Source organism: Mycobacterium senriense (assembly GCF_019668465.1).
GTDB classification, from domain to species: Bacteria; Actinomycetota; Actinomycetes; order Mycobacteriales; family Mycobacteriaceae; genus Mycobacterium; species Mycobacterium senriense.
The window spans coordinates 2,732,905-2,751,745 of record NZ_AP024828.1 but is presented as its reverse complement, the minus strand read 5'-3'; the positions used below and the strand labels follow the sequence as shown (position 1 = coordinate 2,751,745).

Annotated in this window: 19 protein-coding genes; 7 read left to right on the top strand and 12 right to left on the bottom strand. The window is 66.6% G+C overall.

Features of this window, described 5'->3' with window-relative positions; translation table 11 throughout:
* The 3 genes from MTY59_RS13240 to MTY59_RS13230 are packed head-to-tail and all read right to left on the bottom strand — an operon-like array spanning position 1 to position 3,450.
* Positions 1–918, bottom strand: coding sequence for a 3-carboxyethylcatechol 2,3-dioxygenase (locus tag MTY59_RS13240; RefSeq protein WP_250160821.1), 918 nt, complete (start codon positions 916–918; stop codon positions 1–3).
* A complete protein-coding gene (locus MTY59_RS13235; RefSeq protein WP_221046423.1) occupies positions 866–2,587 on the bottom strand; it encodes a bifunctional 3-(3-hydroxy-phenyl)propionate/3-hydroxycinnamic acid hydroxylase in 1,722 nt (573 codons plus the stop codon). Before MTY59_RS13235 ends, MTY59_RS13240 begins: the two co-directional genes overlap by 53 nt.
* The gene (locus MTY59_RS13230; RefSeq protein ID WP_221046030.1) at positions 2,587–3,450 is read right to left on the bottom strand and encodes an alpha/beta fold hydrolase; all 864 of its coding nucleotides are present in this window, start codon (positions 3,448–3,450) and stop codon (positions 2,587–2,589) included. Before MTY59_RS13230 ends, MTY59_RS13235 begins: the two co-directional genes overlap by 1 nt.
* A 126-nt stretch (positions 3,451–3,576) precedes the next feature.
* On the opposite strand from MTY59_RS13230, the gene MTY59_RS13225 reads away from it, so the two are divergent.
* The 3 genes from MTY59_RS13225 to MTY59_RS13215 are packed head-to-tail and all read left to right on the top strand — an operon-like array spanning position 3,577 to position 6,677.
* Positions 3,577–4,254 carry an IclR family transcriptional regulator gene (locus tag MTY59_RS13225; protein WP_221046029.1) on the top strand — a complete coding sequence of 226 codons (678 nt, stop codon included), beginning with the start codon at positions 3,577–3,579 and terminating at the stop codon, positions 4,252–4,254.
* 14 nt (positions 4,255–4,268) lie between these two features.
* Positions 4,269–5,885, top strand: coding sequence for an FAD-dependent oxidoreductase (locus MTY59_RS13220; RefSeq protein ID WP_221046028.1), 1,617 nt, complete (start codon positions 4,269–4,271; stop codon positions 5,883–5,885).
* A gap of 48 nt (positions 5,886–5,933) precedes the next feature.
* Positions 5,934–6,677, top strand: a complete 744-nt coding sequence (locus MTY59_RS13215; RefSeq protein WP_221046027.1) for a class I SAM-dependent methyltransferase — start codon at positions 5,934–5,936, stop codon at positions 6,675–6,677.
* A 164-nt stretch (positions 6,678–6,841) separates the two neighbouring features.
* On the opposite strand, the gene MTY59_RS13210 is transcribed toward MTY59_RS13215, so the two are convergent.
* Positions 6,842–8,062, bottom strand: coding sequence for a sensor histidine kinase (locus MTY59_RS13210; protein ID WP_221046026.1), 1,221 nt, complete (start codon positions 8,060–8,062; stop codon positions 6,842–6,844).
* 113 nt (positions 8,063–8,175) lie between these two features.
* Here MTY59_RS13210 and MTY59_RS13205 point away from each other — a divergent pair, with 113 nt between their 5' ends.
* A complete protein-coding gene (locus tag MTY59_RS13205) occupies positions 8,176–8,829 on the top strand; it encodes a response regulator (protein WP_221046025.1) in 654 nt (217 codons plus the stop codon).
* Here the strand turns inward: MTY59_RS13205 and MTY59_RS13200 are convergent.
* The 4 genes from MTY59_RS13200 to MTY59_RS13185 all read right to left on the bottom strand — a co-directional run bounded on the left by MTY59_RS13200 (position 8,822) and on the right by MTY59_RS13185 (position 12,556).
* On the bottom strand, positions 8,822–9,721 hold the full coding sequence (locus MTY59_RS13200; protein ID WP_221046024.1) for a thiamine pyrophosphate-dependent enzyme: 900 nt from the start codon (positions 9,719–9,721) through the stop codon (positions 8,822–8,824). The genes MTY59_RS13205 and MTY59_RS13200 overlap by 8 nt on opposite strands.
* 143 nt (positions 9,722–9,864) lie before the next feature.
* Positions 9,865–10,752 carry a methylmalonyl Co-A mutase-associated GTPase MeaB gene (gene meaB / locus MTY59_RS13195; RefSeq protein ID WP_221046023.1) on the bottom strand — a complete coding sequence of 296 codons (888 nt, stop codon included), beginning with the start codon at positions 10,750–10,752 and terminating at the stop codon, positions 9,865–9,867.
* A 7-nt stretch (positions 10,753–10,759) separates the two neighbouring features.
* Positions 10,760–11,899 carry a thiolase family protein gene (locus tag MTY59_RS13190; protein WP_221046422.1) on the bottom strand — a complete coding sequence of 380 codons (1,140 nt, stop codon included), beginning with the start codon at positions 11,897–11,899 and terminating at the stop codon, positions 10,760–10,762.
* A gap of 138 nt (positions 11,900–12,037) precedes the next feature.
* The gene (locus MTY59_RS13185) at positions 12,038–12,556 is read right to left on the bottom strand and encodes a phenolic acid decarboxylase (RefSeq protein WP_221046022.1); all 519 of its coding nucleotides are present in this window, start codon (positions 12,554–12,556) and stop codon (positions 12,038–12,040) included.
* Between the two features lie 110 nt (positions 12,557–12,666).
* Between MTY59_RS13185 and MTY59_RS13180 the strand changes: the two genes are divergently transcribed.
* Positions 12,667–13,326 carry a cation efflux transmembrane domain-containing protein gene (locus tag MTY59_RS13180; RefSeq protein ID WP_221046021.1) on the top strand — a complete coding sequence of 220 codons (660 nt, stop codon included), beginning with the start codon at positions 12,667–12,669 and terminating at the stop codon, positions 13,324–13,326.
* A gap of 12 nt (positions 13,327–13,338) precedes the next feature.
* Complete coding sequence (locus MTY59_RS13175; RefSeq protein WP_221046421.1) at positions 13,339–14,193, top strand: proline iminopeptidase-family hydrolase; 855 nt, start codon at positions 13,339–13,341, stop codon at positions 14,191–14,193.
* 21 nt (positions 14,194–14,214) lie between these two features.
* Here the strand turns inward: MTY59_RS13175 and MTY59_RS13170 are convergent, their stop codons facing one another.
* The 4 genes from MTY59_RS13170 to MTY59_RS13155 are packed head-to-tail and all read right to left on the bottom strand — an operon-like array spanning position 14,215 to position 18,360.
* Positions 14,215–14,985 (bottom strand): enoyl-CoA hydratase/isomerase family protein, encoded by a 771-nt coding sequence (locus MTY59_RS13170; RefSeq protein WP_221046020.1) that lies wholly within the window; start codon positions 14,983–14,985, stop codon positions 14,215–14,217.
* 1 nt (position 14,986) lies between these two features.
* Positions 14,987–16,075 (bottom strand): acyl-CoA dehydrogenase family protein, encoded by a 1,089-nt coding sequence (locus MTY59_RS13165; RefSeq protein ID WP_221046019.1) that lies wholly within the window; start codon positions 16,073–16,075, stop codon positions 14,987–14,989.
* On the bottom strand, positions 16,062–16,967 hold the full coding sequence (locus MTY59_RS13160) for an acyl-CoA dehydrogenase family protein (protein WP_221046018.1): 906 nt from the start codon (positions 16,965–16,967) through the stop codon (positions 16,062–16,064). The genes MTY59_RS13165 and MTY59_RS13160 overlap by 14 nt, the downstream gene beginning before the upstream one ends.
* Complete coding sequence (locus tag MTY59_RS13155; protein ID WP_221046017.1) at positions 16,945–18,360, bottom strand: class I adenylate-forming enzyme family protein; 1,416 nt, start codon at positions 18,358–18,360, stop codon at positions 16,945–16,947. The genes MTY59_RS13160 and MTY59_RS13155 overlap by 23 nt, the downstream gene beginning before the upstream one ends.
* A 124-nt stretch (positions 18,361–18,484) precedes the next feature.
* Between MTY59_RS13155 and MTY59_RS13150 the strand changes: the two genes are divergently transcribed.
* Positions 18,485–18,823: a 2Fe-2S iron-sulfur cluster-binding protein gene (locus MTY59_RS13150; protein WP_221046016.1), complete on the top strand. Its 339-nt coding sequence runs from the start codon at positions 18,485–18,487 to the stop codon at positions 18,821–18,823.
* Positions 18,824–18,841: the final 18 nt, after the last annotated feature.

Below are 18,841 nucleotides of genomic sequence, written 5' to 3'. Positions count from 1 at the left end.
TCATTTCGGAAGTGCCGTTCTGATGGCGAAACCGGCAATCAGTTCGGGTGCGGGCTTGTAGTAGCGCTCGATGGTCTCGTAGGGCCCGGCCGCTTCCAGCGCCCCGAATGCCGCCACCCAGGTGCGGATCTCCTGCGCGGAGCTGCCGCCCTCATGGGCGACAAAAGAATTCGACCACCCGTCCAATTCGCTCAGCCATCCTCCGTCGATGATCTCCAGGAATCGGTGGTCCCACGTCGGGTTGAGCGCCTGCAGCGCGCTGTCGCCGGCGGCGAAACTCTTGGCCGCGTCGATGACGGCGGCTTGCCGGGCCTGCCGCTGCTCGGACGTCATCGGCCGGCCCTGCACGATGCGCTCCAGCACCGACGCGGGCGCGGTCGCCAGGGTCGGCACCGGCGGGCTGTGCGAAAGCCCACCCGATCCCAGGATCAGAACTCGCTTGTCCAGGGTGGCCAGATAGCCGCCGACGGCCCTGCCGAGCGCACGGCAGCGATGCATCGGGCCCAGCGGAACGCCGATGGCGTTGACGAAGATCGGTATCACGGGACGGGCGGTGGCGTCACCGAAGAGCTTTTCCAGCGGCTGGACCGTGCCGTGGTCCACGTCCATGCTGGCCGACACCGCGACGTCGACGCCCGCGTCGAGGACCGCCTTCGCACATTCGGTCGCAAGCGTTTCCGGCACGTTCAGCGGGCCGGCATGGGTGCCGTAGTCGCCGACTCCGCAGGCGCTGGTGCCGATGCAGAAGGGTGGCATCACCTTGTAGAAGAAGCCGTTGTAATGATCCGGCGAGAAACTGACCACCAGTTCGGGGTCATACTTCTCGACGAAGCCGCGTGCTGCCGCGATCGCGCCTTCGATGTCGTCAAGCAGGTCCTGCGACGGCCCCGGAAGATTCAGGAGAGGGCTGTGCGACATACAGCACAGAGCCAGTGCCACTTTGCAAATCACCCCCTCGCGGCGTGAGTGTGAGTGCGTCGAGGAGTGCGGCGCTCAGGTCGGGTGCGCGCTGAGCGATGCAGGCACCAGCGATGCACCGGTCCGGGCGCAGGAACAGCACCGAGTCGGCGTGGGTGTCGAACCAGGATTTGAGGCCGCCGTGCCGGTCACCCACGACCACGACATCGGGGTCGTCGTGTCCGGTCCAGTGCAGTTGGGTCGCCGGCCGGAGTGCAAAGAACCGGGCGCCCACGGCTTTCCAGTTCGCGAACGCCACATCGCCGAGAATCTTGCGTGGGTTGTTGTTCCAGCACAGCACGGCGAACCAGGAACCGAGTACGTCGTCGAGCAACACGTTCTGCTGGTCCCGGGTGTCGACGCGGGGCTGGATGAACAGAGTTCCCACCGGCGAATCGGTGCTGCCCGGCGAGGCGTGTACGACGGCGCCGTGTTCATAGCGCGGCATCGGCTTGAACCGCATCTCCAGCACATATCGCTTGAGCGACGGGACAATTGACGCCGAGCGGACCAACAGATCACGCGCGGTCGCCACGCGGCGGTTGGTCGGCGAGATCACCCGGCCCACCATGGTGGACAGGTCGATCATCGCGCGAGCGTGCTTGCGGCGTTCCACGTCATAGGTGTCCAGCAGCTTGTCGTCGGCCCGCCCAGTCACCACCGCGGCGAGCTTCCAGCCCAGGTTCGCCGCGTCGCGGATCCCGCTGTTGTATCCCTGGCCCTGCCACACCGGCATCAGGTGGGCGGCATCGCCGGCCAGCAGCAGCCGGCCCTGGCGGAACGCCCCGGCGATCCGCGAGTGGTGGGTGTACACCCGGCGCCGGATCACGTCGACTCGCTCGGGGTGGGGCACCATCCGGGCCAGCATCTGCGTCAGGAACGCGGGATCTTCGGCCTGCTCATCGGTTTCGTCGGCGTGAATCATGAATTCGAAGCGGCGGATTCCATGGGCGATCGAGATCGAGGCATATGGGCGTTCGGGGTCGGCGCCCACCTCACTGTTCGGGTGCCCGAGCGGGTCGTTCGCGATGTCGACCACCAGCCACCGGGTCGGCGACGTGGTTCCGTCGAACGACACACCCATCACCCGGCGGGTCATGCTGCGGCCGCCGTCGCACCCGATCACGTAGCGGGCCCGCACGCGTGAGGTGTCACCGTCGTTGTCGGCGCCACCGAGTTCGACGCTCACCCCGTCGGCGCTTTCCTGGCATGCCGTCATCGGGCGTCCCCACCGCACCTGGACGTGTTCGAATCGCCCCAGCCCGGCCAGCAATTCGGCGTCCACGAGCGGTTGCACGAAGCCATTTCGCTTCGGCCACCCGAAACGTGCGTCCGGCGGCGCCATTTCGGCGAGCACGCGACGCTTGGCGTCGACGAACCGAAGAATCTGGTTGGGCACGGTGTGCGGCAGCACCCGCTCGGCCAGCCCGATCGACTGGAAGGTCCGCAGCGCCTCGTCATCCAGGCCGACTCCGCGGGGGTAGTCGATGAGGCTGTCCCGCTCGTCGACCACCATCGTCCGGATGCCCTGCAGGCCAAGGATGTTGGCGAGCGTCAAGCCGACCGGTCCCGCGCCCACCACGAGCACGTCGGTCTCGATGTCAGGTACCTCCTGCCCCGGGGCGACCATCACCGGCCCAACAGGAAGTCGAGATGCAACTGATTAAACGTCTTGGGGTCCTCGTACTGCGGCCAGTGGCCGCAACCGGGCATCACCTCGAAGCGCGCGCCCGGAATCATCGACGCCATGCGACGTCCCTCCGTCACGTCGGCGGTGGGGTCGTCACTGGTCCACAGCACCAGCGTCGGGGCGATGATCGACCCGTATTCGTCCGGTCCGAGGATGTTGCGCGCGCGGATCTCCGGATCCTGCAACGCCATGATGTCGCTCATCGCGGAGACGAATCCCGGTTGGCGATAAACCCGTTGGCGGCTGGCCACCAGGTCGTCGTAGTCCTTCGCCTTGTCGGCCATCAACCATTTGATGCGCGCTTGCACCGTCTCCCAGGTCGGGTTCTCGGCGGCGGCCATGGACAGCGTGATGATCCGTTGCATCACCACGGGATCGGCCTGTGAACCGCCGGCGGTGTTAAGCACCAACCGCTCAACCACATCGGGATGGTCGACCGCGGTACGGGCGGCCACCCAGCCCCCGAGCGACTCGCCGCTGATGCAGGCGCGGTCCACGCCCATGGTGCGCAGCACCGCCATCAGGTGCTCGACATAGTGCGCGACTTCCAGCGGATGACCCGGCTTGTCGGTGTATCCGTGGCCCAGCATGTCGATCGACCAGGTCCAGAAATGCTCGGCGTGCGCGCCCAAATTGCGGACGTAGGCCTCGGCGTGGCCACCGGACCCGTGCAGCAGCATCAGCACCGGCTTGCCCGGATCACCGGCACGCAGGTAGCGGGTCCGTATTCCTCCGGCGTCGAGGTAGCCCTGCTCAAACGCGACGCCCTGGAGATCGCTCCAGATGCTCTCGAACTCCGCCACGGTGCTGTCCGGCCTCCAGATCGGGGAAATCTCGTTCTCGTTTTCGGCTTACCTTGTGTGCTAATATCGCACACTAATGTGCGTTATATATAGAGCTTCGCTCTCGTGGGAAGGTCTGTCAAGGCTGTGACGGGGTCCGGTACCGGTTCGCAGACCCTGGCCAGGGGACTGAGCGCGCTGCAGATGGTGGCGGACTCCCCCGGCGGACTCACGGTGCAACAGCTCGCCGATCAGGTGGGGGTGCACCGCACTATCGCCTATCGGCTACTGACGACGTTGGCCGAGTTCCGGCTGGTGGCCAAGGGTGAGGACGGCCGCTACCGGCCGGCCGCGGGCCTGGCCGTGCTCGGTGCTTCGTTCGACCGCAACGTGCGGCAAGTGAGTCTGCCGACGCTGCGCGCGCTGGCCGATGAGCTCGGCACCACCGTGTCCCTGCTCATCGCCGAAGGCGACCAGCAGGTGGCGATCGCGGTCATCGTGCCCAGCCACGTCGCCTACCAGCTTTCCTTCCACGAAGGCAGCCGCTACCCGCTGGACCGCGGCGCCGCCGGGATCGCCCTGCTCGCTTGCATGCCTCCACGCCCGGGGGAACGAGAGCTGGTTTCCCGTGCGCGCGAACGTGGTTGGGTGACGACCTACGGTGAGATCGAACCTAATACCTACGGCCTGGCCGTGGGGGTGCGCCGGCCGGTGCCGTCCCCCCCAACGTGCATCAACCTCATCTCGCACCGGGAAGACGTCGTGATGCGCGGGAAAGATGCGGTCGTCAAGGCCGCCAAGCAGTTGTCGGAGCTACTGAGCTGAAGGGATTGCAGTCCATGTCATGGGACCACGAAGTCGACGTCGTCGTGCTCGGCAGTGGCGGCGCCGGCCTCACCGCCGCACTGACCGCGGCCGTCACGGGCGCCTCCGTTGAGGTCTACGAGAAGGCCCCAACGGTCGGCGGCACCACCGCCGTGTCCGGCGGCATCGTGTGGATCCCCGCCCATAACCGTTCTCCCGACGGCGAATTGACGCCCGCCGACGCGCTGCGGTACCTGCGTGCCCAGTCGCTCGGATCGATGGACGACGAGCTGGTGGAGACGTTCGTGCGCACCGGGCCGGCGATGCTCGATTTCATCGAGGCACACAGCGGTCTTCAGTTCGAGATCGCGACCGGATTCCCCGACTACCGTCCCGAATTGCCGGGAGGGCAGCCGGGCGGCGGCAGGTCGCTCAGCGCGGCCCCCTTCGACCTGGCCCAACTTGGCGAATGGTCAACGCAGATAACGTCTTTCCCAGCCGACTGGTCCAACGTCGGCTTCGACGCCGAGACCAGGGCGCGTTTGCACGCGGCGATCGACGAACGAACCAGCCATCTGTGCGTCGCCGGCACCGCGCTGATCGCGGGCCTGCTCAAGGGCCTGCTGGATGCCGGGGTGACCCCACACACCAACGCCCGGGCCGAAGGCCTCATCGCCGAAGACGGCGAAATCACCGGGGTGCGCGTGGCCTTGCCGGATCAGACGATCAGTGTTCGCGCCCGGCACGGGGTCATCCTGGGCACCGGCGGCTTCGAGTGGGATCCCGCTCTGACACAAGCCTTTCTGCGCGGCCCCATGCACGGCGCGGTCTCGCCGCCCAACAACACCGGCGACGGCTTGCGCATGGCGATGGAGCACGGGGCCGACCTGGCCAACATGGGCGAGGCCTGGTGGGTGCCGATCGTGCAAATCCCGGGCGACACAATCGAGGGCAAGCCGCGCAGCCGCAGCGTGCGGCTGGAGCGAACACGGCCGCGCAGCATCATCGTCAACTCGGCGGGCCGGCGCTTCGTCAACGAGGCATGCGATTACAACTCAATGGCCGGCGCCTTCCATTACCTCGATCCTCGCGGCGGCTACGTCAACGATCGCGGATGGATGGTGTTCGACTCGATTCATCTGCAGCGGTACGGGTTTCTTGGCATCGAACCGGGACAACCCGTCCCGGACTGGTTCTGCGAATCGGCGAGCCTCACCGAGTTGGCCGCCAAGACCGGTATCGAGGCCGACGGCCTGACCCGCACGGTCGAGAGCTGGAACCGTCACGTGGCCGTCGGCGCGGACCCCGACTTCGGCCGCGGGGCCAGCGCCTACGACGGCTACTGGGGCGATGACAGCGCGACCACACCGGCCGGTAAGACACTGGGCCCGATCGATACCGCCCCGTTCTACGCGGTGCCGGTGAGCATCGGTGCGATGGGCACCAAGGGCGGCCCGCGCACTGATCACGATGCCCGCGTTCTGCATGTCAGTGGCGAGCCGATACCGGGCCTGTTCGCCGCGGGCAATGCGATGGGTGGGGTGACCGGGCGGGCCTACGGGGGCGCTGGTGGAACGCTGGGCCCGGCAATGGTATTCGGTTACCGAGCGGGCCATGCGGCCGCCACCGGGAAGTCGGTCGACCTGACGTAGCCCGGTACGTACTGGCGCGACCGCACCCGACTGCGTCATCCTGAGTCGATGGTCGCCTACGACCGGATCGGCGCCACGTATCGCAGTACCCGCCGACCAGACCCGCGGATCGCCTCCCAGGTGCACGCCGCACTCACCGCGATGGACACCGTCGTCAACGTCGGGGCCGGCACGGGCTCCTATGAACCGGCCCAGACCGTCGCCGCAATCGAGCCGAGCATGGTGATGATCGCCCAGCGTTCATCGCAAGCTGCCCCGTGTGTCCAGGCCGTGGCGGAGGCATTGCCGCTGCGCGACAAGTGCGTTGACGCCGCCATGGCCTTGCTGACCGTCCATCACTGGAGCGATCTCCCCGCCGGGATCGGCGAGCTGCGCCGCGTCGCGCGGCGCCGAATCGTGGTTTTCACCTGGGATCAAGCGGTGATCGACGACTTCTGGTTGCTGCGTGAATATCTGCCCGACGCCGCTCAGATCAATAAGGCGCTGTACGTACCGATTGAACGACTTGTGGAGTTGCTGGGAGGAGCGCACGTGCAGACCGTGCCCGTACCGCATGACTGCACGGACGGATTCGGCGCCGCCTTTTGGCGCCGGCCCGAGGCATACCTTGACGCAACCGTCCGCGCCGGTATCTCCATGTTGGCCTATGCCGATGAAGGCGCCCTAGCCGAGGGACTGGGCCGCCTCGCGGGCGACCTGCGCTCCGGACGATGGCAACAGCGGCACGCGGAACTACTCGACCAACCGGCGTTCGACGCCGGCTACCGCCTACTCGTCAGCGATTGCGAGTAAGACGCTCGGCTTGGGTAGCCGTCAAGCCGGCTGTGTGCCCGACCAATAGGTGAGTCTCATATGTGATAGCGCCTGTGATAGCGCAAACCAAACTCACTTCATACCAGCCAAACTGGTACCTGCGTGACCCGTGTGACCACCAAAGGTCGACGATCGCGGAGCCGTCAGTCCTTGAGCGGCATTTCGACGCAAACGTGGGTGCCCACCGCAACGTCGAGAAACAACAGGGCTCCCCCGGCGGCCTCCACCCGGGCGCGATGCGACGCCAGACCGATGTGACCCTCCCCCAGGCGGCGCGCCACCGTCTCCTGGCCGAAACCCACGCCGTCGTCGACCACATGCAAAACGCAAGTCTGCTCGGTGATCCCGAGCATGACCGTCGCACTGCGGGCAGCAGCATGTTGCACGACGTTGGACAACAACTCGCGCACCACGCCGAACATGACGGGATCGATGTCACTGCGCGTCGAATACTCGATGTCGGTGGTGATGTCGATGCCGGACCGCTGTGCGGTGAACTCCGCGAGCTGCTGCACCGCGGCGCCCAGCCCGACCTGCTCGAGTACCGCCGGATGCAGCTCGAAAGTGGCCTGCCGCAACCGGTCCGACGCCATCTGCAGACCGGCCAGCGCCCGGGCGACACGCTCATCGCCGTCGAACGCCGCATCCAATTCGACGAGCTCTTGGCGCACGGCCAGGATGTCTTGCAGGGGTCCGTCGTGGATGAACTCCGAGATCTGGCGCGCCGCCTCGTCCGACGCGTTCATCGTCTGGGCGAGTAATTCCTCTCGCAGGGCGCTCAATCCGGCCACCGAGTGGGTATGACGCTCCTCGATGCGCACCACCAAGAAGGCCGCGCAACACAGGAATGCGTAGAGCAGGAACCGAAAACCCGCCTCCGGCAACTTGACTCCGCTCAACATCACCGGATCTTGCAGCACGGCAATGGCGAATCCGAGCATCGAGAAGATCAGCACCACCGCCGCCCGGCGCGAGGAGACGTCAAGCCCCAACAGGACCGGCAACATCGCCATGATCAGCAGCGGATAGACCCCGTTGGTGGACAACAGCTGGAAGACGGTAAGCGCGACGATGTCGATGACGGTGAAGACAAACGGCTCGAACCGGCCGATCGCAACCAGTCGGCCCATTCCGATCCATCGACGGAACGGAGCGAAAGCCAATCCCAGCGCGCTCAGCGCGACGAGCGCGTACACGACGATCAGCACGGTTTCCTGCGGCCACTCCGATCGGCTGGTGCCGATGATCATGGCCGCGACCATGAGGCCGACCACACCGATTCGCAGCACCGAGCCGATGCGGTACGAGCGCAACTGGTGAACCGTGCGCACCCGTTCCAGTTCCACGTCACCGGCGACCGCCACCCGATCACCGTACTCATCCGCGTCTGGCACACCGAAGCAAACCGGAAAATGACTCATCGTGCCGCCCAGAAAATGCGAACGCCGCTGTGGGGCAAACGGCTACACTCGTCGCCATGGTCGGCGCTGCTACCCCCGAAACTGTGCGGGTGGTTGTCGGAGACGATCACCCTCTTTTTCGCGAGGGCGTGGTGCGCGCGCTTTCGTCGAGCAGTTCGGTGAACGTCGTGGGTGAGGCGGAAGACGGTTCCGCGGCACTGGAATTGATCAAGTCGCACCTGCCCGACGTCGCGCTGCTCGACTACCGGATGCCCGGCATGGACGGCGCCCAGGTGGCGGCGGCGGTGCGAACGCAGGGATTGGCCACCCGGGTATTGCTGATCTCGGCGCACGACGAGTCGGCGATCGTGTACCAGGCGCTGCAGCAGGGCGCGGCCGGGTTCGTGCTGAAGGACTCGACGCGCAGCGAGATCGTCAAGGCCGTACTCGACTGCGCACAGGGGCACGACGTGGTGGCGCCCACGCTCGTCGGCGGCCTTGCCGCGGAGATCCGGCAGCGTGCGGAACCGTCGGCACCGGTGTTGAGTGCCCGCGAACGCGAGGTGCTCAACAGGATCGCCCGCGGTCAAAGCATTCCTGCGATGGCGGGTGAGCTCTTTGTGGCCCCGTCGACGGTGAAAACGCACGTGCAACGCCTCTACGAGAAGCTCGGCGTCAGCGATCGTGCCGCCGCGGTCGCCGAGGCCATGCGGCAGGGTCTGCTCAGCTAGCGGCCGACCAGGGCTTCGAATCTGGCACCGGCGGAATCAGCCGCGCCCGCACCAATGCTCTCGCCGACGCCATGGCCTCGGCCACCAGGTGGCGCGCCCCGCGTTCCACCTCGCAGAGGTGTTTGGGGTTGCCGCCGGCGGCGATCAGCTGCCGACTGGCGAAGACCAGCGGGTCGACGGCCGCGGGGTGATTCGTTTGGTAGGTGATCGCCTCGACCAGTGCGGGGCCGTCGCCGATGCTCGCCCGGCGCACCGCCTCGGCGACCGAGTCGGCCACCGCCACAACGTCCCTGCCGTCGACCGGAAACATGGGCATCGCGTCGGTTTCGTAGGCGCGTCGACGGGCGTTGGATCCACCGCGGACGTTCTCCACTATGAACACCACCGGTAGCCGCCAATGCACGGCGATCTTTGCAGCGGTGCTGAACTCGACGGAGTGCGTGTCGCGGCCACCGATGACACACAAACTGACCTCGCCCTCGCCGGTCAGACGCTGAGTGTTGGCGTCGCCCACCGCGAACAGGGTCGATTGGCCCAGAGCCGTCTCGTTAGCCAGTGAGCGTTTCCAGTCGGCGGCCCCGCCGCCGGCGCGGCGCTTGGGGCCGATCATTTCGGCGATGGCCGGTCCCAGCGGGAGGGCCAGGCCGACCTGCTGAGCGTGCCGGAACTGCGGGGTGCTGGCGTTGACCAGGTCGCCCGGCCTAAGCGCCGCAACCGTCCCGATGGCCACGGCCTCCTGCCCGAATTCCACTCGCGGGGCGTCGTCGATCAGGCCGTCGACGCGCAGGTCCTCCAGAGCCATGTCGAGCAGTCGCAGCACCCACATTCGGCGGTACAGCTCCAGCCGGTCGTCGCGGATCAGGGCCGCCGAAGTCTGGGGTGTGTGAGTCATGCCGGATCTCCTAACTCGCTGGCCGACGTGGCCGCCGAATTGAACACGCTCAACGTAGGGCGCTTGCGTGCGCCGCTACCTCCGCCAATCGGTCCGAAAAGGTGATGAATGCGCGTGTCCCCCGATCGGGGGACAGCGGGCCGTCAGTCCGATCCGGGCGACCCAGGTGAGAGCAGCTGATCAGCGGCCGTGTACGGGTCCTGATCGCCATCGACGACCGCCTGGGCCAACCGGTCCAGATCGGGCTGGGTCCGCAGCCGGGTTTGCGCCAGCGACAGGATCTGCGCTCGGGCGCGGGCCAGTCGGCGGGCGCGACTGTCGGTTCGGCGGTGGTCCTCGATGGCGGTCATCAGGTCTTCGATGCCCTCACCCCGGGCAGCGATCAGCGAAACGATGGGCGCGCTGGTTTCGGCCCGAAGATCCCGAACCGTCTGTTCGGCGCCGTCCCGGTCCGCCTTGTTGACCGCCACGATGTCGGCGACTTCCAGCACACCCGCCTTGGCGGCCTGAACCGCGTCGCCCGCACCGGGATTGAGGATGACGACGGTCGGATCGGCGACGGCGGCAATTTCGATCTCGGATTGCCCCACCCCCACCGTCTCCAGCAGGACCACGTCATAACCGATCGCGCCCAGCAGCCGGATGGCCGCCGGCACCGCGGCGGCCAGGCCGCCCAGGTGCCCACGGGTGGCCACCGAACGGATGAGTACGTCGGAGTCGTTGATATGCGCGGCCATTCGAATTCGGTCGCCCAGCAGGGCTCCGCCACTGAACGGGGACGACGGGTCCACCGCCAGCACTGCCACCCGGTTGCCGCGCTCGCGGTAGGCGGCGACCAGTGCGGCTACCGTCGTCGATTTTCCCGCGCCCGGCGGCCCGGTGATGCCGACGACCGGCCCCATGCTCTGCGGTGCGGGACCGATATTCTCCAGAACCTCGTCGCGCTGGTCGCCCTCGACCAGGCTGAGCAGCCGACCGGCCGCCCGGGGAGATCCATTGCGCGCGCGGGCAACCAGGTCGGCGATGATCATGTACGCATTATGGAGCCGGGACCTCGATCACGGTCGCCGAGCCCATTCCACCGCCCGCGCACATCGCCGCGACGCCGATGCCACCGCCGCGGCGGCGCAATTCGTGCACCAGGGTGACCAGCATCCGGGCTCCGGTCGCCGCGACGGGGTGCCCCAGCGAGCAGCCACTGCCGCTGACGTTGACCTTGTCGGGGTCGAGCTCGAGCAGTTTGACGGTGGCCACACACATCGCGGCGAAGGCTTCGTTGATCTCGAAGAGATCGACGTCGGAGGTCGAAAGTCCGGCCCGCTCAAGGGCTTTCGGTATCGCCTCCACCGGCGCCAGACCGGTGATCGCCGGGTCGACGCCGACGGATGCCCAGGACCGGATGGTGGCCAGCGCAGGCATGCCGAGCCGGTCGCTGGCGATGACGAGCGCAGCAGCACCGTCGTTGGCGCCGCACGCGTTGCCGGCGGTGATCGAAAAGCCCTCGATTTCGGGGTGCAGCGGCTTGAGTGCGGCCAGCTTCTCCATGGTGGTGTCGCGGCGCGGGTGCTCGTCGACCGAGAACAGGCCGTGCGGCGTCTCGATCGCGACGATCTCCTCCTTGAAGCGGCCCTCGTCGATGGCGGCGATGGCATTGCGGTGTGACCGCAGCGCCCAGGCGTCCATCTCCTCGCGACTCACGCCGGCCTTGACCGCGGCGTTCCAGCCCACGGTGATCGACATGTCCATGTTGGGCGCGTCGGGCCGGTCCGGGTGGGTCGGCGGGAACCAGTCGATCCACTCGCCGTCCACCTCGATGCGCGAACGCGGCGACGTCGACGCCGCATTGACGCCACCGGCGATGATCAGTTCGTCCATCCCGGCGCGCACGCTTGCCGCCGCGCTCTGCACCGCCGCCTGCCCCGCCGCACAATGCCGGTTGTTGGCCAAGCCGGGCACGTGGGACAGCCCGGCGGTGATGGCCGCGTGGCGAGCGATCACGCCGCCGCCGTAGAGGCCCTCACCCAGGATCACATCGTCGACCTGCGCGGGGTCGAGATCTCTGGCCGCTTCGGTCACCACGTGCTGCGCCAGATCGAACGCGCTGGTATCGCGCAGTGTGCCCTTTCGGGCGGTCCCGATGGGGGTGCGCAGGGCGGACACGATGACGGCTTCAGGCACGGTCTTCTCCAGTTCAACCAGCAGGTGCGGCGCTTGCGAGAGCCATCCGCACATTCATGAGAATCCTATTCTCACATTACGAGAGTGTCAGTCGCAACAAGCTTCAGGAATGCGGAGCGCGACGCAGCGGCAGGTCCACTAGCTGGTGCGGTTCGACCATCCCGGCGGGAGATGTTCGGGGCCGGTGTCGATGACGGTCTCGTCGTCAGTTCCGACGTATTCGAACAAGGTGATGCAGGCGAATTCCGGGACTTCGTAGATGGGGTAGGTCGGTCCCCGATCACGGTAGGCCCGCATCTCATCCAGGTGGTCGTTCTGGAAGCAGACAGTGCGTTCACCGTGCATGCGGATCCACTGTGGAAAGAAGATGACGCCGTGGATGCGGCGTTTGGCGGGCAGGACGTTGACAGCCACGCAGGTGCCGGTGGGTTCGGTCCAGGAAATTTTGAAACTGTCGTCGTCGAGTTGGACGAGGTTGACCTCCTGGCCTTTGACCCAGCGGCCTCCGACATGTCCGGAGTGGATGCGGTAGTCGATGGTGGCGGCGTTCTTGACGTACATTTCGTACTGCCACCCGTTGGCGTAGGTATAAATGAAGCGATATCCGACAATTCCCGAAAGATCTTGCGGCGGGATCGGATTCGTGACTGTGGTCATTGCCATTCCTCCCATTTGGACCGCAGCTTCGGCACCAAAGAAATTCTGCCAGGAACGCGACACTGCTGCGGCAGCCGCACCCCGCAACGTAGACCTTTCCTGCACAGTCCATGGACGATATCGGCCATGATGGTATGTCGGTACACGGATATGTGAGACTGACTCCGATGAGCCACCTGGACGAGGCCGCACGCCGCTCTCTGCTGCGGCGCGGATTTGCCCTGGAATACGCCACCCTGTCTTGGAACGTGGTCGGCATCGTTATCCTCGCGTCGGCCGCCATCGAGGCCGAATCGGTGGCGCTGGCCGGGTTTGGTTTGGACTCGCTGATCGAGATCGGCGCCTCGTTGGTGGTGATCTGGGAGCTCTCCGGAACCGGAGCAGCCCGTCGACGAAAAGCGTTGCTGCTCATCGGCGCCGCCTTCGGAGCGCTAGGTGTGTACCTGATGGTGCAATCAACGATGGTCCTCGTTGCCGGCTTTCATCCCGAGCCCTCGCCGATTGGCATCGCGTGGACGACGGTCACCGCGGCGACGATGTTCGCTCTTGCAGCCGGCAAGGCGCGAACCGGTGCCGCCCTGAGCAACCCCGTGCTCACCACTGAAGGCCGCGTCACCCTCATCGACGGCCTGCTGGCCGCCGCCGTGCTACTCGGCCTGCTGCTGAACAGCATCGCCGGCTGGTGGTGGGCGGACCCGCTGGCCGGCTACGTGCTCGTGTTCTACGCTCTGCGTGAGGTCAAAGAAATCTTCTTCACCGATAGTGAGTGAATGACTCAGGGAATGGTCGCGGTCCCGGGCGGCAACGTGTGGTTCAAGCGGACCGGTGGCGGCGCGGGTCGTCCGCTGCTCGTCATTCACGGCGGGCCGGGTCTGCCGCACAACTACTTGCGCGCACTGGGGCGGTTGGGCACGGAGCGCGAGGTCATCTTCTGGGATCAGCTCGGTTGCGGAAACTCCAAATGCCCACCCAACCGCGAGCTTTGGACGATGGAGCGCTCGGTGGCCGAGGTGGACGCCGTGGTGCGAGCCCTGGGTCTGGACCGCTTCCACCTGTTCGGCAACTCCTGGGGCGGGATGTTGGCCCAGCAGTATGTGCTCGACGCGGCGCCCGCCGGCGCCGCGAGCCTGACCATTTCCAACAGCATCGCGTCCATTCCGGAGTTCGCGAAGATGGTGGCGCGCTTGAAGTCCGAGCTGGACCCCGCCACCCATGCTGCCATCGATCGGCATGAGGCCGCCGGCAGCACACACGCGCCCGAGTATCAGGCCGCCATCCGGACCTGGAATGAGACCTACCTCTGCCGGGTACGCCCGTGGCCGCAAGAGCTCGAGGATGCGTTCCGGAACATTGGCGCCGAAGTCTTCGAGACCATGTTCGGCCCCAGCGACTTTCACATCGTGGGGACGATCCGGGACTGGGACGTGCTCGACCGGCTCAGCGAAATCGCGGTTCCGACACTGGTACTCGCGGGCCGATACGACGAATGCGTGCCCGAACACATGCGGGAAATGCACCAGCGGATACCGGGCTCACGGTTCGAGCTGTTCGAAGCCAGCGCGCACATGCCCTTCATCGAAGAGCCGGACAAGTTCGATACGGTGATGCGCGGCTTCCTGCGCCGGCATGATGCCTGAGGCCGCCGTGCGGCTACAACCTCAGTTCTTCTTGGCCGCGTTGAATTTCGCGACGTTGGCCCGGAAGTCCTCGGTCACGAACGACTGGCTCTCGGCCGACAGCGCATAGTCCAGACTGGCGAGCACGGCCCGCTCCAGATGAATGTTGAGCACCCGCTTGGTGCTCTCCACCGCCTGCTGCGGCAGCTCCAAGATCTTTTTGGCGCTGGAGATCGCCTCCGCAACCGGGTCCTCTGCAATGTGATTGGCCAAGCCGAGCTCGACGGCCCGCTGTGCGCTGATCCGGGTGCCGGTGAGGGCGAATTCCTTGGCCAGCAGCAGACTGATGTGCAGCGGCCAGGTCAGCGGTCCACCGTCGGCGGCTACCAGCCCCACCTGCACGTGCGGGTCGGCCAGATAGGCGCTTTCGGCGATGTAGACGATGTCGCTGAGCGCCACAAGGCTGCAGCCCAGCCCGACGGCGGGGCCGTTGACTGCCGCCACCACCGGAATTCGGCAGCGGGCCATGCCCAGCACGATCTCGCGCCCGTCCCGGATGGTTTTGGCGCGCAGCTCAGCATCGTTCGCCAGCTCCTCCAGGTACGTGAAATCGCCACCGGCCGAGAACGCCCGGCCGGCACCGGTGATCACCGCGGCGCGGGCGGTGGGGTCGTCGGTGAGTCGCTGCCAGAGCCGCGCGAGCCCGACGTGCAGGTTGTCGTTGACGGAGTTGAGCGAATCCGGGCGGTTGAGCGTGATGATGCGCAGGGCACCGTCGGCCTGAACGTCGATTTCGGTAGGCATGTCGTACACGTCAGACTCCCAATCCCAAGATTCGTGAAGCGATGATGTTCTTTTGAATTTGCGACGTCCCGCCCATGACGCTCTGCGCCCGGCTGTACAGGTAGGCGCTCAGCAGATCGGGATCGCGGGTGCCCGCGACGGCAAGGGCCGCATGCCCTACGGATTGTTCGACCCAGGTCATCAGCAGCTTGTCCAGCGAGCCTTCCGAGCCGTGCGATACCCCGTCGAGCTGTTCGGAGAGCCGCCGCCGGACGTGATGGGTCAGCATGTCCGACTGAACCGCCGCCCACGCCAGCTCCTCAGGAACCTCACCGTCGTTGCGCGACAACAACTCTCGGACGAGCTTGCCGTAGCGCGCCGCATAGCCGAGCGTGGACGGCTCGCGTTCGTGCCCGACGACCGTCATGGCCACGGCCCAGCCGTCACCGGGAGCGCCGACCATCCGGTCCGCCGGCACCGTCGCATCGTCGAAGAACACCTGACCGAATTCATTGGTGACCCCGTTGATCATCTGCAGCGGGCGCTGTTGCACGCCAGGCTGTTTCATGTCCAGAACGAAAGCGGACAGGCCGCGGTGGCGCTTGGCATCGGGGTCGGTGCGCGCCAGCAACAAACACCGGTCCGCCACATCGGAATAGCTGGTCCAGATCTTGTGCCCGTTCACCACATAGTTGTCGCCCTCGAGGCGAGCGGTGGTGGTCAGCGACGCCAGGTCCGAGCCGGCACCCGGTTCACTGAAGCCCTGGCACCAGCGCTCGGTGCCGTTGATGATGCCGGGCAGGAAGCGCTTTCGGAGTTCGTCGCTGGCGTGGGCGCCGATGCCGTACACCAGATAGCCGACGCTGGGGCGCGGCGGCGCACCGGCACGCACCAGTTCCTCGTCGACGATGACGTCGTAGACCGGCGCGAGGTCCTGGCCGCCCCAGTCGCGGGGCCAGGACAGGCCGAAAAAGCCGTTCTCGTACAAGGCACGGTGCCAGTCGGCCATGCGCACCCAGTATTCGTCGCCCGAGCCCGAGAACTCCTTGGCGTGTGCGGCAAGCCACGTGCGCAACCGCTCCCGGAAGGCGGCTTCATCGGGTGAGTCACGAAAGTCCAAGATTGATCTCCTTCAACGCGACCGGCCACAGCTCGGCCGATGTGAGAGCGCGGCGCAGGTAGACGTGCGCGACGCATTCCCAGGTGTTGCCGATACCGCCGTGCACTTGGATGGCCGTCTCGCAGACGGTGCGGGTGGCGCGCGCGCAGTAGACCTTTGCGATCTGGGCGGCCCGAATGGCCTCGGCGGGGGCCAGCTCGTCGACGCCCCACGCGGCATGCCGCAGGACGCTCACCGAACCCTCAATCAGCGCAAGGCTTTCGGCCAGCAAGTGCGCGATGGCCTGATACGACCCGATCTGCATGCCGTACTGTTCACGGATTTTCGCGTAGTCAGTCGCGACCGCGTGGGCGCCGCGGGCGATGCCCACCAGGTCCGCCGTCGTGGCGACCAGCGCGAGCGCCCGCCATTGTTCGGCGACCTCGGGTGACACCTCGCCCAACGTCTCCGCTGATCCCGCGACAGTGCCGTCGGCCCGCGTGAGGTCGACGCTCCGCGGAAAAACCTGCACATCGACGGCGCGGACCGTGCCGCCCGACAGCGACAGGGCGCGCCGGGCGCCGCGGGCATCGATCACTCGATCGTCGACCGCCACCGTCGCCGCCGATACGTCAGCGCCGACGTGGCGGCCCAGGTCGTCGGCGAGCACGGGACCCAGGAACGGTGTGTCGACCAGCTTGCGACCGAATTCCTCGGCCACGATGGCCACCTCCACACCGGAGGCACCGTCGGACCGCAGCGACCGCCAGCCGGTGTTCTCGATCTGCTTGTCCAGACGGGTGATTCGGCTCTGGTCGTCGAGATCGTGCACCGTCGGCGGCCCGAGATCGTCGGCGAGCTTGGCGGCGGCATCGCGCAATTGCTGTTGTTCAGCTGTCAGACGTACATCCATAACGCTCCTTCAGCACTCGGCGCAGCACCTTGCCGGAAGGCAGGCGAGGAATGTCGGGGACGAACACGACCCGGCTCAGATGTTTGTATGAAGCCAGTCTTTCGTCCACCCGGGCGGTCAATTCGGTGGCCACCGCCGCGGTGTCAACGGTTTCGGATGCGGCGATCGCGGCCACCACGGCTTCGCCGTTGAGTCCGTCCGGAATCCCGAACACCGCGCAGTCTTTGACGGCCGGATGACCGTGCAACACCGTCTCGATTTCGGCGGGGGCGACCTGGAAACCGCGCACTTTGATCATCTCTTTGAGGCGGTCGGTGATTCGCAGCCAACCGCCGGTGTCGAGCCAGCCGACATCCCCGGTGCGGTACCACCCGTCGCGGACCGCCTCGGAAGTCGCCTCGCCCGGGAGGTAGCCGGCCATGAGCGATGCCGACCGGGCCTGGATCTCACCGACCTCGCCCGCGCCGACCGGCTCACCGGTCTCCAGCGAAACGACCCGCACGTCGACGCCGGGCACCGCCCGCCCAACGGTGTCCAGGCGAGGGCCATCGATCGGATTGCACGCCACGACAGGCAATTCCGTGGTTCCGTAGGCCGGAAGCCACCCGACTCCGCTGCGCCGGGTCACCGTCTGCGCGACGTGGACGTTGACCGGGGTGGCACCCCACATGATGTAGCGCAGCGACGACAGGTCATAGGACTCTAGGTCGGGATGCGACGCGATGGCCAGTGCGATGGGGGCGACCGCCATTTCCACTGTGATGCGGTCACTTTCGATGTGGCGCAGCACCCGCTCGATGTCGAACCGGGGGTGCAGCCGCACGCAGGCGCCGGCCTTCAGGGCGGTCAGCAGGTTCAACAGCCCGAGGATGTGTGACGGCGGCGTCGCAACCTGGATCCGGTCGCGGTGGGTCAGTTGCAGCGCTTGGCGCCAGTGCCGCACCGCCTCATCCAGCGAGGCGTGGGTGTGCCGGACGGCCTTCGGCAGGCCGGTGGTGCCGGAACTGAACACCAGCGCCGCGTCGCTCGCAGGCGGCGGTGCACCGGCTGTCGGCTCCGCGGGCGCGACCGGCTCGTCCATGTGCAGCATCGGCATCAGACCGGCCAGCACCGGTTGGTCGCCGACGGCGTGCTCGGGGTTGGTAAGGGACAGCGCATGGTCCACCTCGTCACGCTTCCACGCGGGGCTGATGAGCACCGCCGTGGCGGCCAGTCGCCAGATCGCCAGCACGGCGGCGAGGAACTCGGGCCGGTTGGAGGCCATGACGGCGACGCGTTGACCTGCCGTGACCCCGTCTTTTGCCAGAGTCGCGGCCCATCCGTCGGCCAACGCGTCGAGTTCGGGCGCGCTAAATCGCCGTTCCTCGAACACGAGCGCCGCCGGCTCGGTCACGTCCCGTCCTTCCCTGACAGACCGGGCTGACCCGACATCCATACAGTCTTGAGAAGATGCTATCGCTTCGTGAGAATAGTATTCTCTATACTGAAGAATGCAAGTACGGGAGGGGGCGGTCTCAGTGACGGTCACCCGGATCATCGAGGAGACCCGACGGGTGGCAGATCCGGCGACAAACGGCGCCAGCGCCGGCACGGTGACGATTCATCTCGACCGCAAGAAGGTCTCGGTGCCCAAAGTGCCGGGCGAGACTTTGCTGGAGACCGCGCGGCGGGCCGGGCTGGAACCTCCGTTCAGCTGCGAGGCCGGCAACTGCGGTACCTGCATGGCCAAGCTCGAAGAGGGCCGTGCCACCATGCGGGTCAACGACGCTCTCGAAGAGGATGAGGTCGCCGAGGGTTACATTCTGACGTGCCAGGGCGTTCCGGATACGGACTCGGTCACGGTGCGCTACGAGTAGCAGTCAGAGAGAGGTGGC

Bases quoted from the DNA above. Each gene is read 5' to 3' on its own strand.
- MTY59_RS13240 (WP_250160821.1), bottom strand. From the start codon at position 918: ATGTCGCACAGCCCTCTCCTGAATCTTCCGGGGCCGTCGCAGGACCTG.
- MTY59_RS13235 (WP_221046423.1), bottom strand. From the start codon at position 2,587: ATGGTCGCCCCGGGGCAGGAGGTACCTGACATCGAGACCGACGTGCTC.
- MTY59_RS13220 (WP_221046028.1), top strand. From the start codon at position 4,269: ATGTCATGGGACCACGAAGTCGACGTCGTCGTGCTCGGCAGTGGCGGC.
- MTY59_RS13215 (WP_221046027.1), top strand. From the start codon at position 5,934: ATGGTCGCCTACGACCGGATCGGCGCCACGTATCGCAGTACCCGCCGA.
- MTY59_RS13205 (WP_221046025.1), top strand. From the start codon at position 8,176: ATGGTCGGCGCTGCTACCCCCGAAACTGTGCGGGTGGTTGTCGGAGAC.
- MTY59_RS13200 (WP_221046024.1), bottom strand. From the start codon at position 9,721: ATGACTCACACACCCCAGACTTCGGCGGCCCTGATCCGCGACGACCGG.
- meaB (WP_221046023.1), bottom strand. From the start codon at position 10,752: ATGATCATCGCCGACCTGGTTGCCCGCGCGCGCAATGGATCTCCCCGG.
- MTY59_RS13185 (WP_221046022.1), bottom strand. From the start codon at position 12,556: ATGACCACAGTCACGAATCCGATCCCGCCGCAAGATCTTTCGGGAATT.
- MTY59_RS13180 (WP_221046021.1), top strand. From the start codon at position 12,667: ATGGACGATATCGGCCATGATGGTATGTCGGTACACGGATATGTGAGA.
- MTY59_RS13175 (WP_221046421.1), top strand. From the start codon at position 13,339: ATGGTCGCGGTCCCGGGCGGCAACGTGTGGTTCAAGCGGACCGGTGGC.
- MTY59_RS13160 (WP_221046018.1), bottom strand. From the start codon at position 16,967: ATGGATGTACGTCTGACAGCTGAACAACAGCAATTGCGCGATGCCGCC.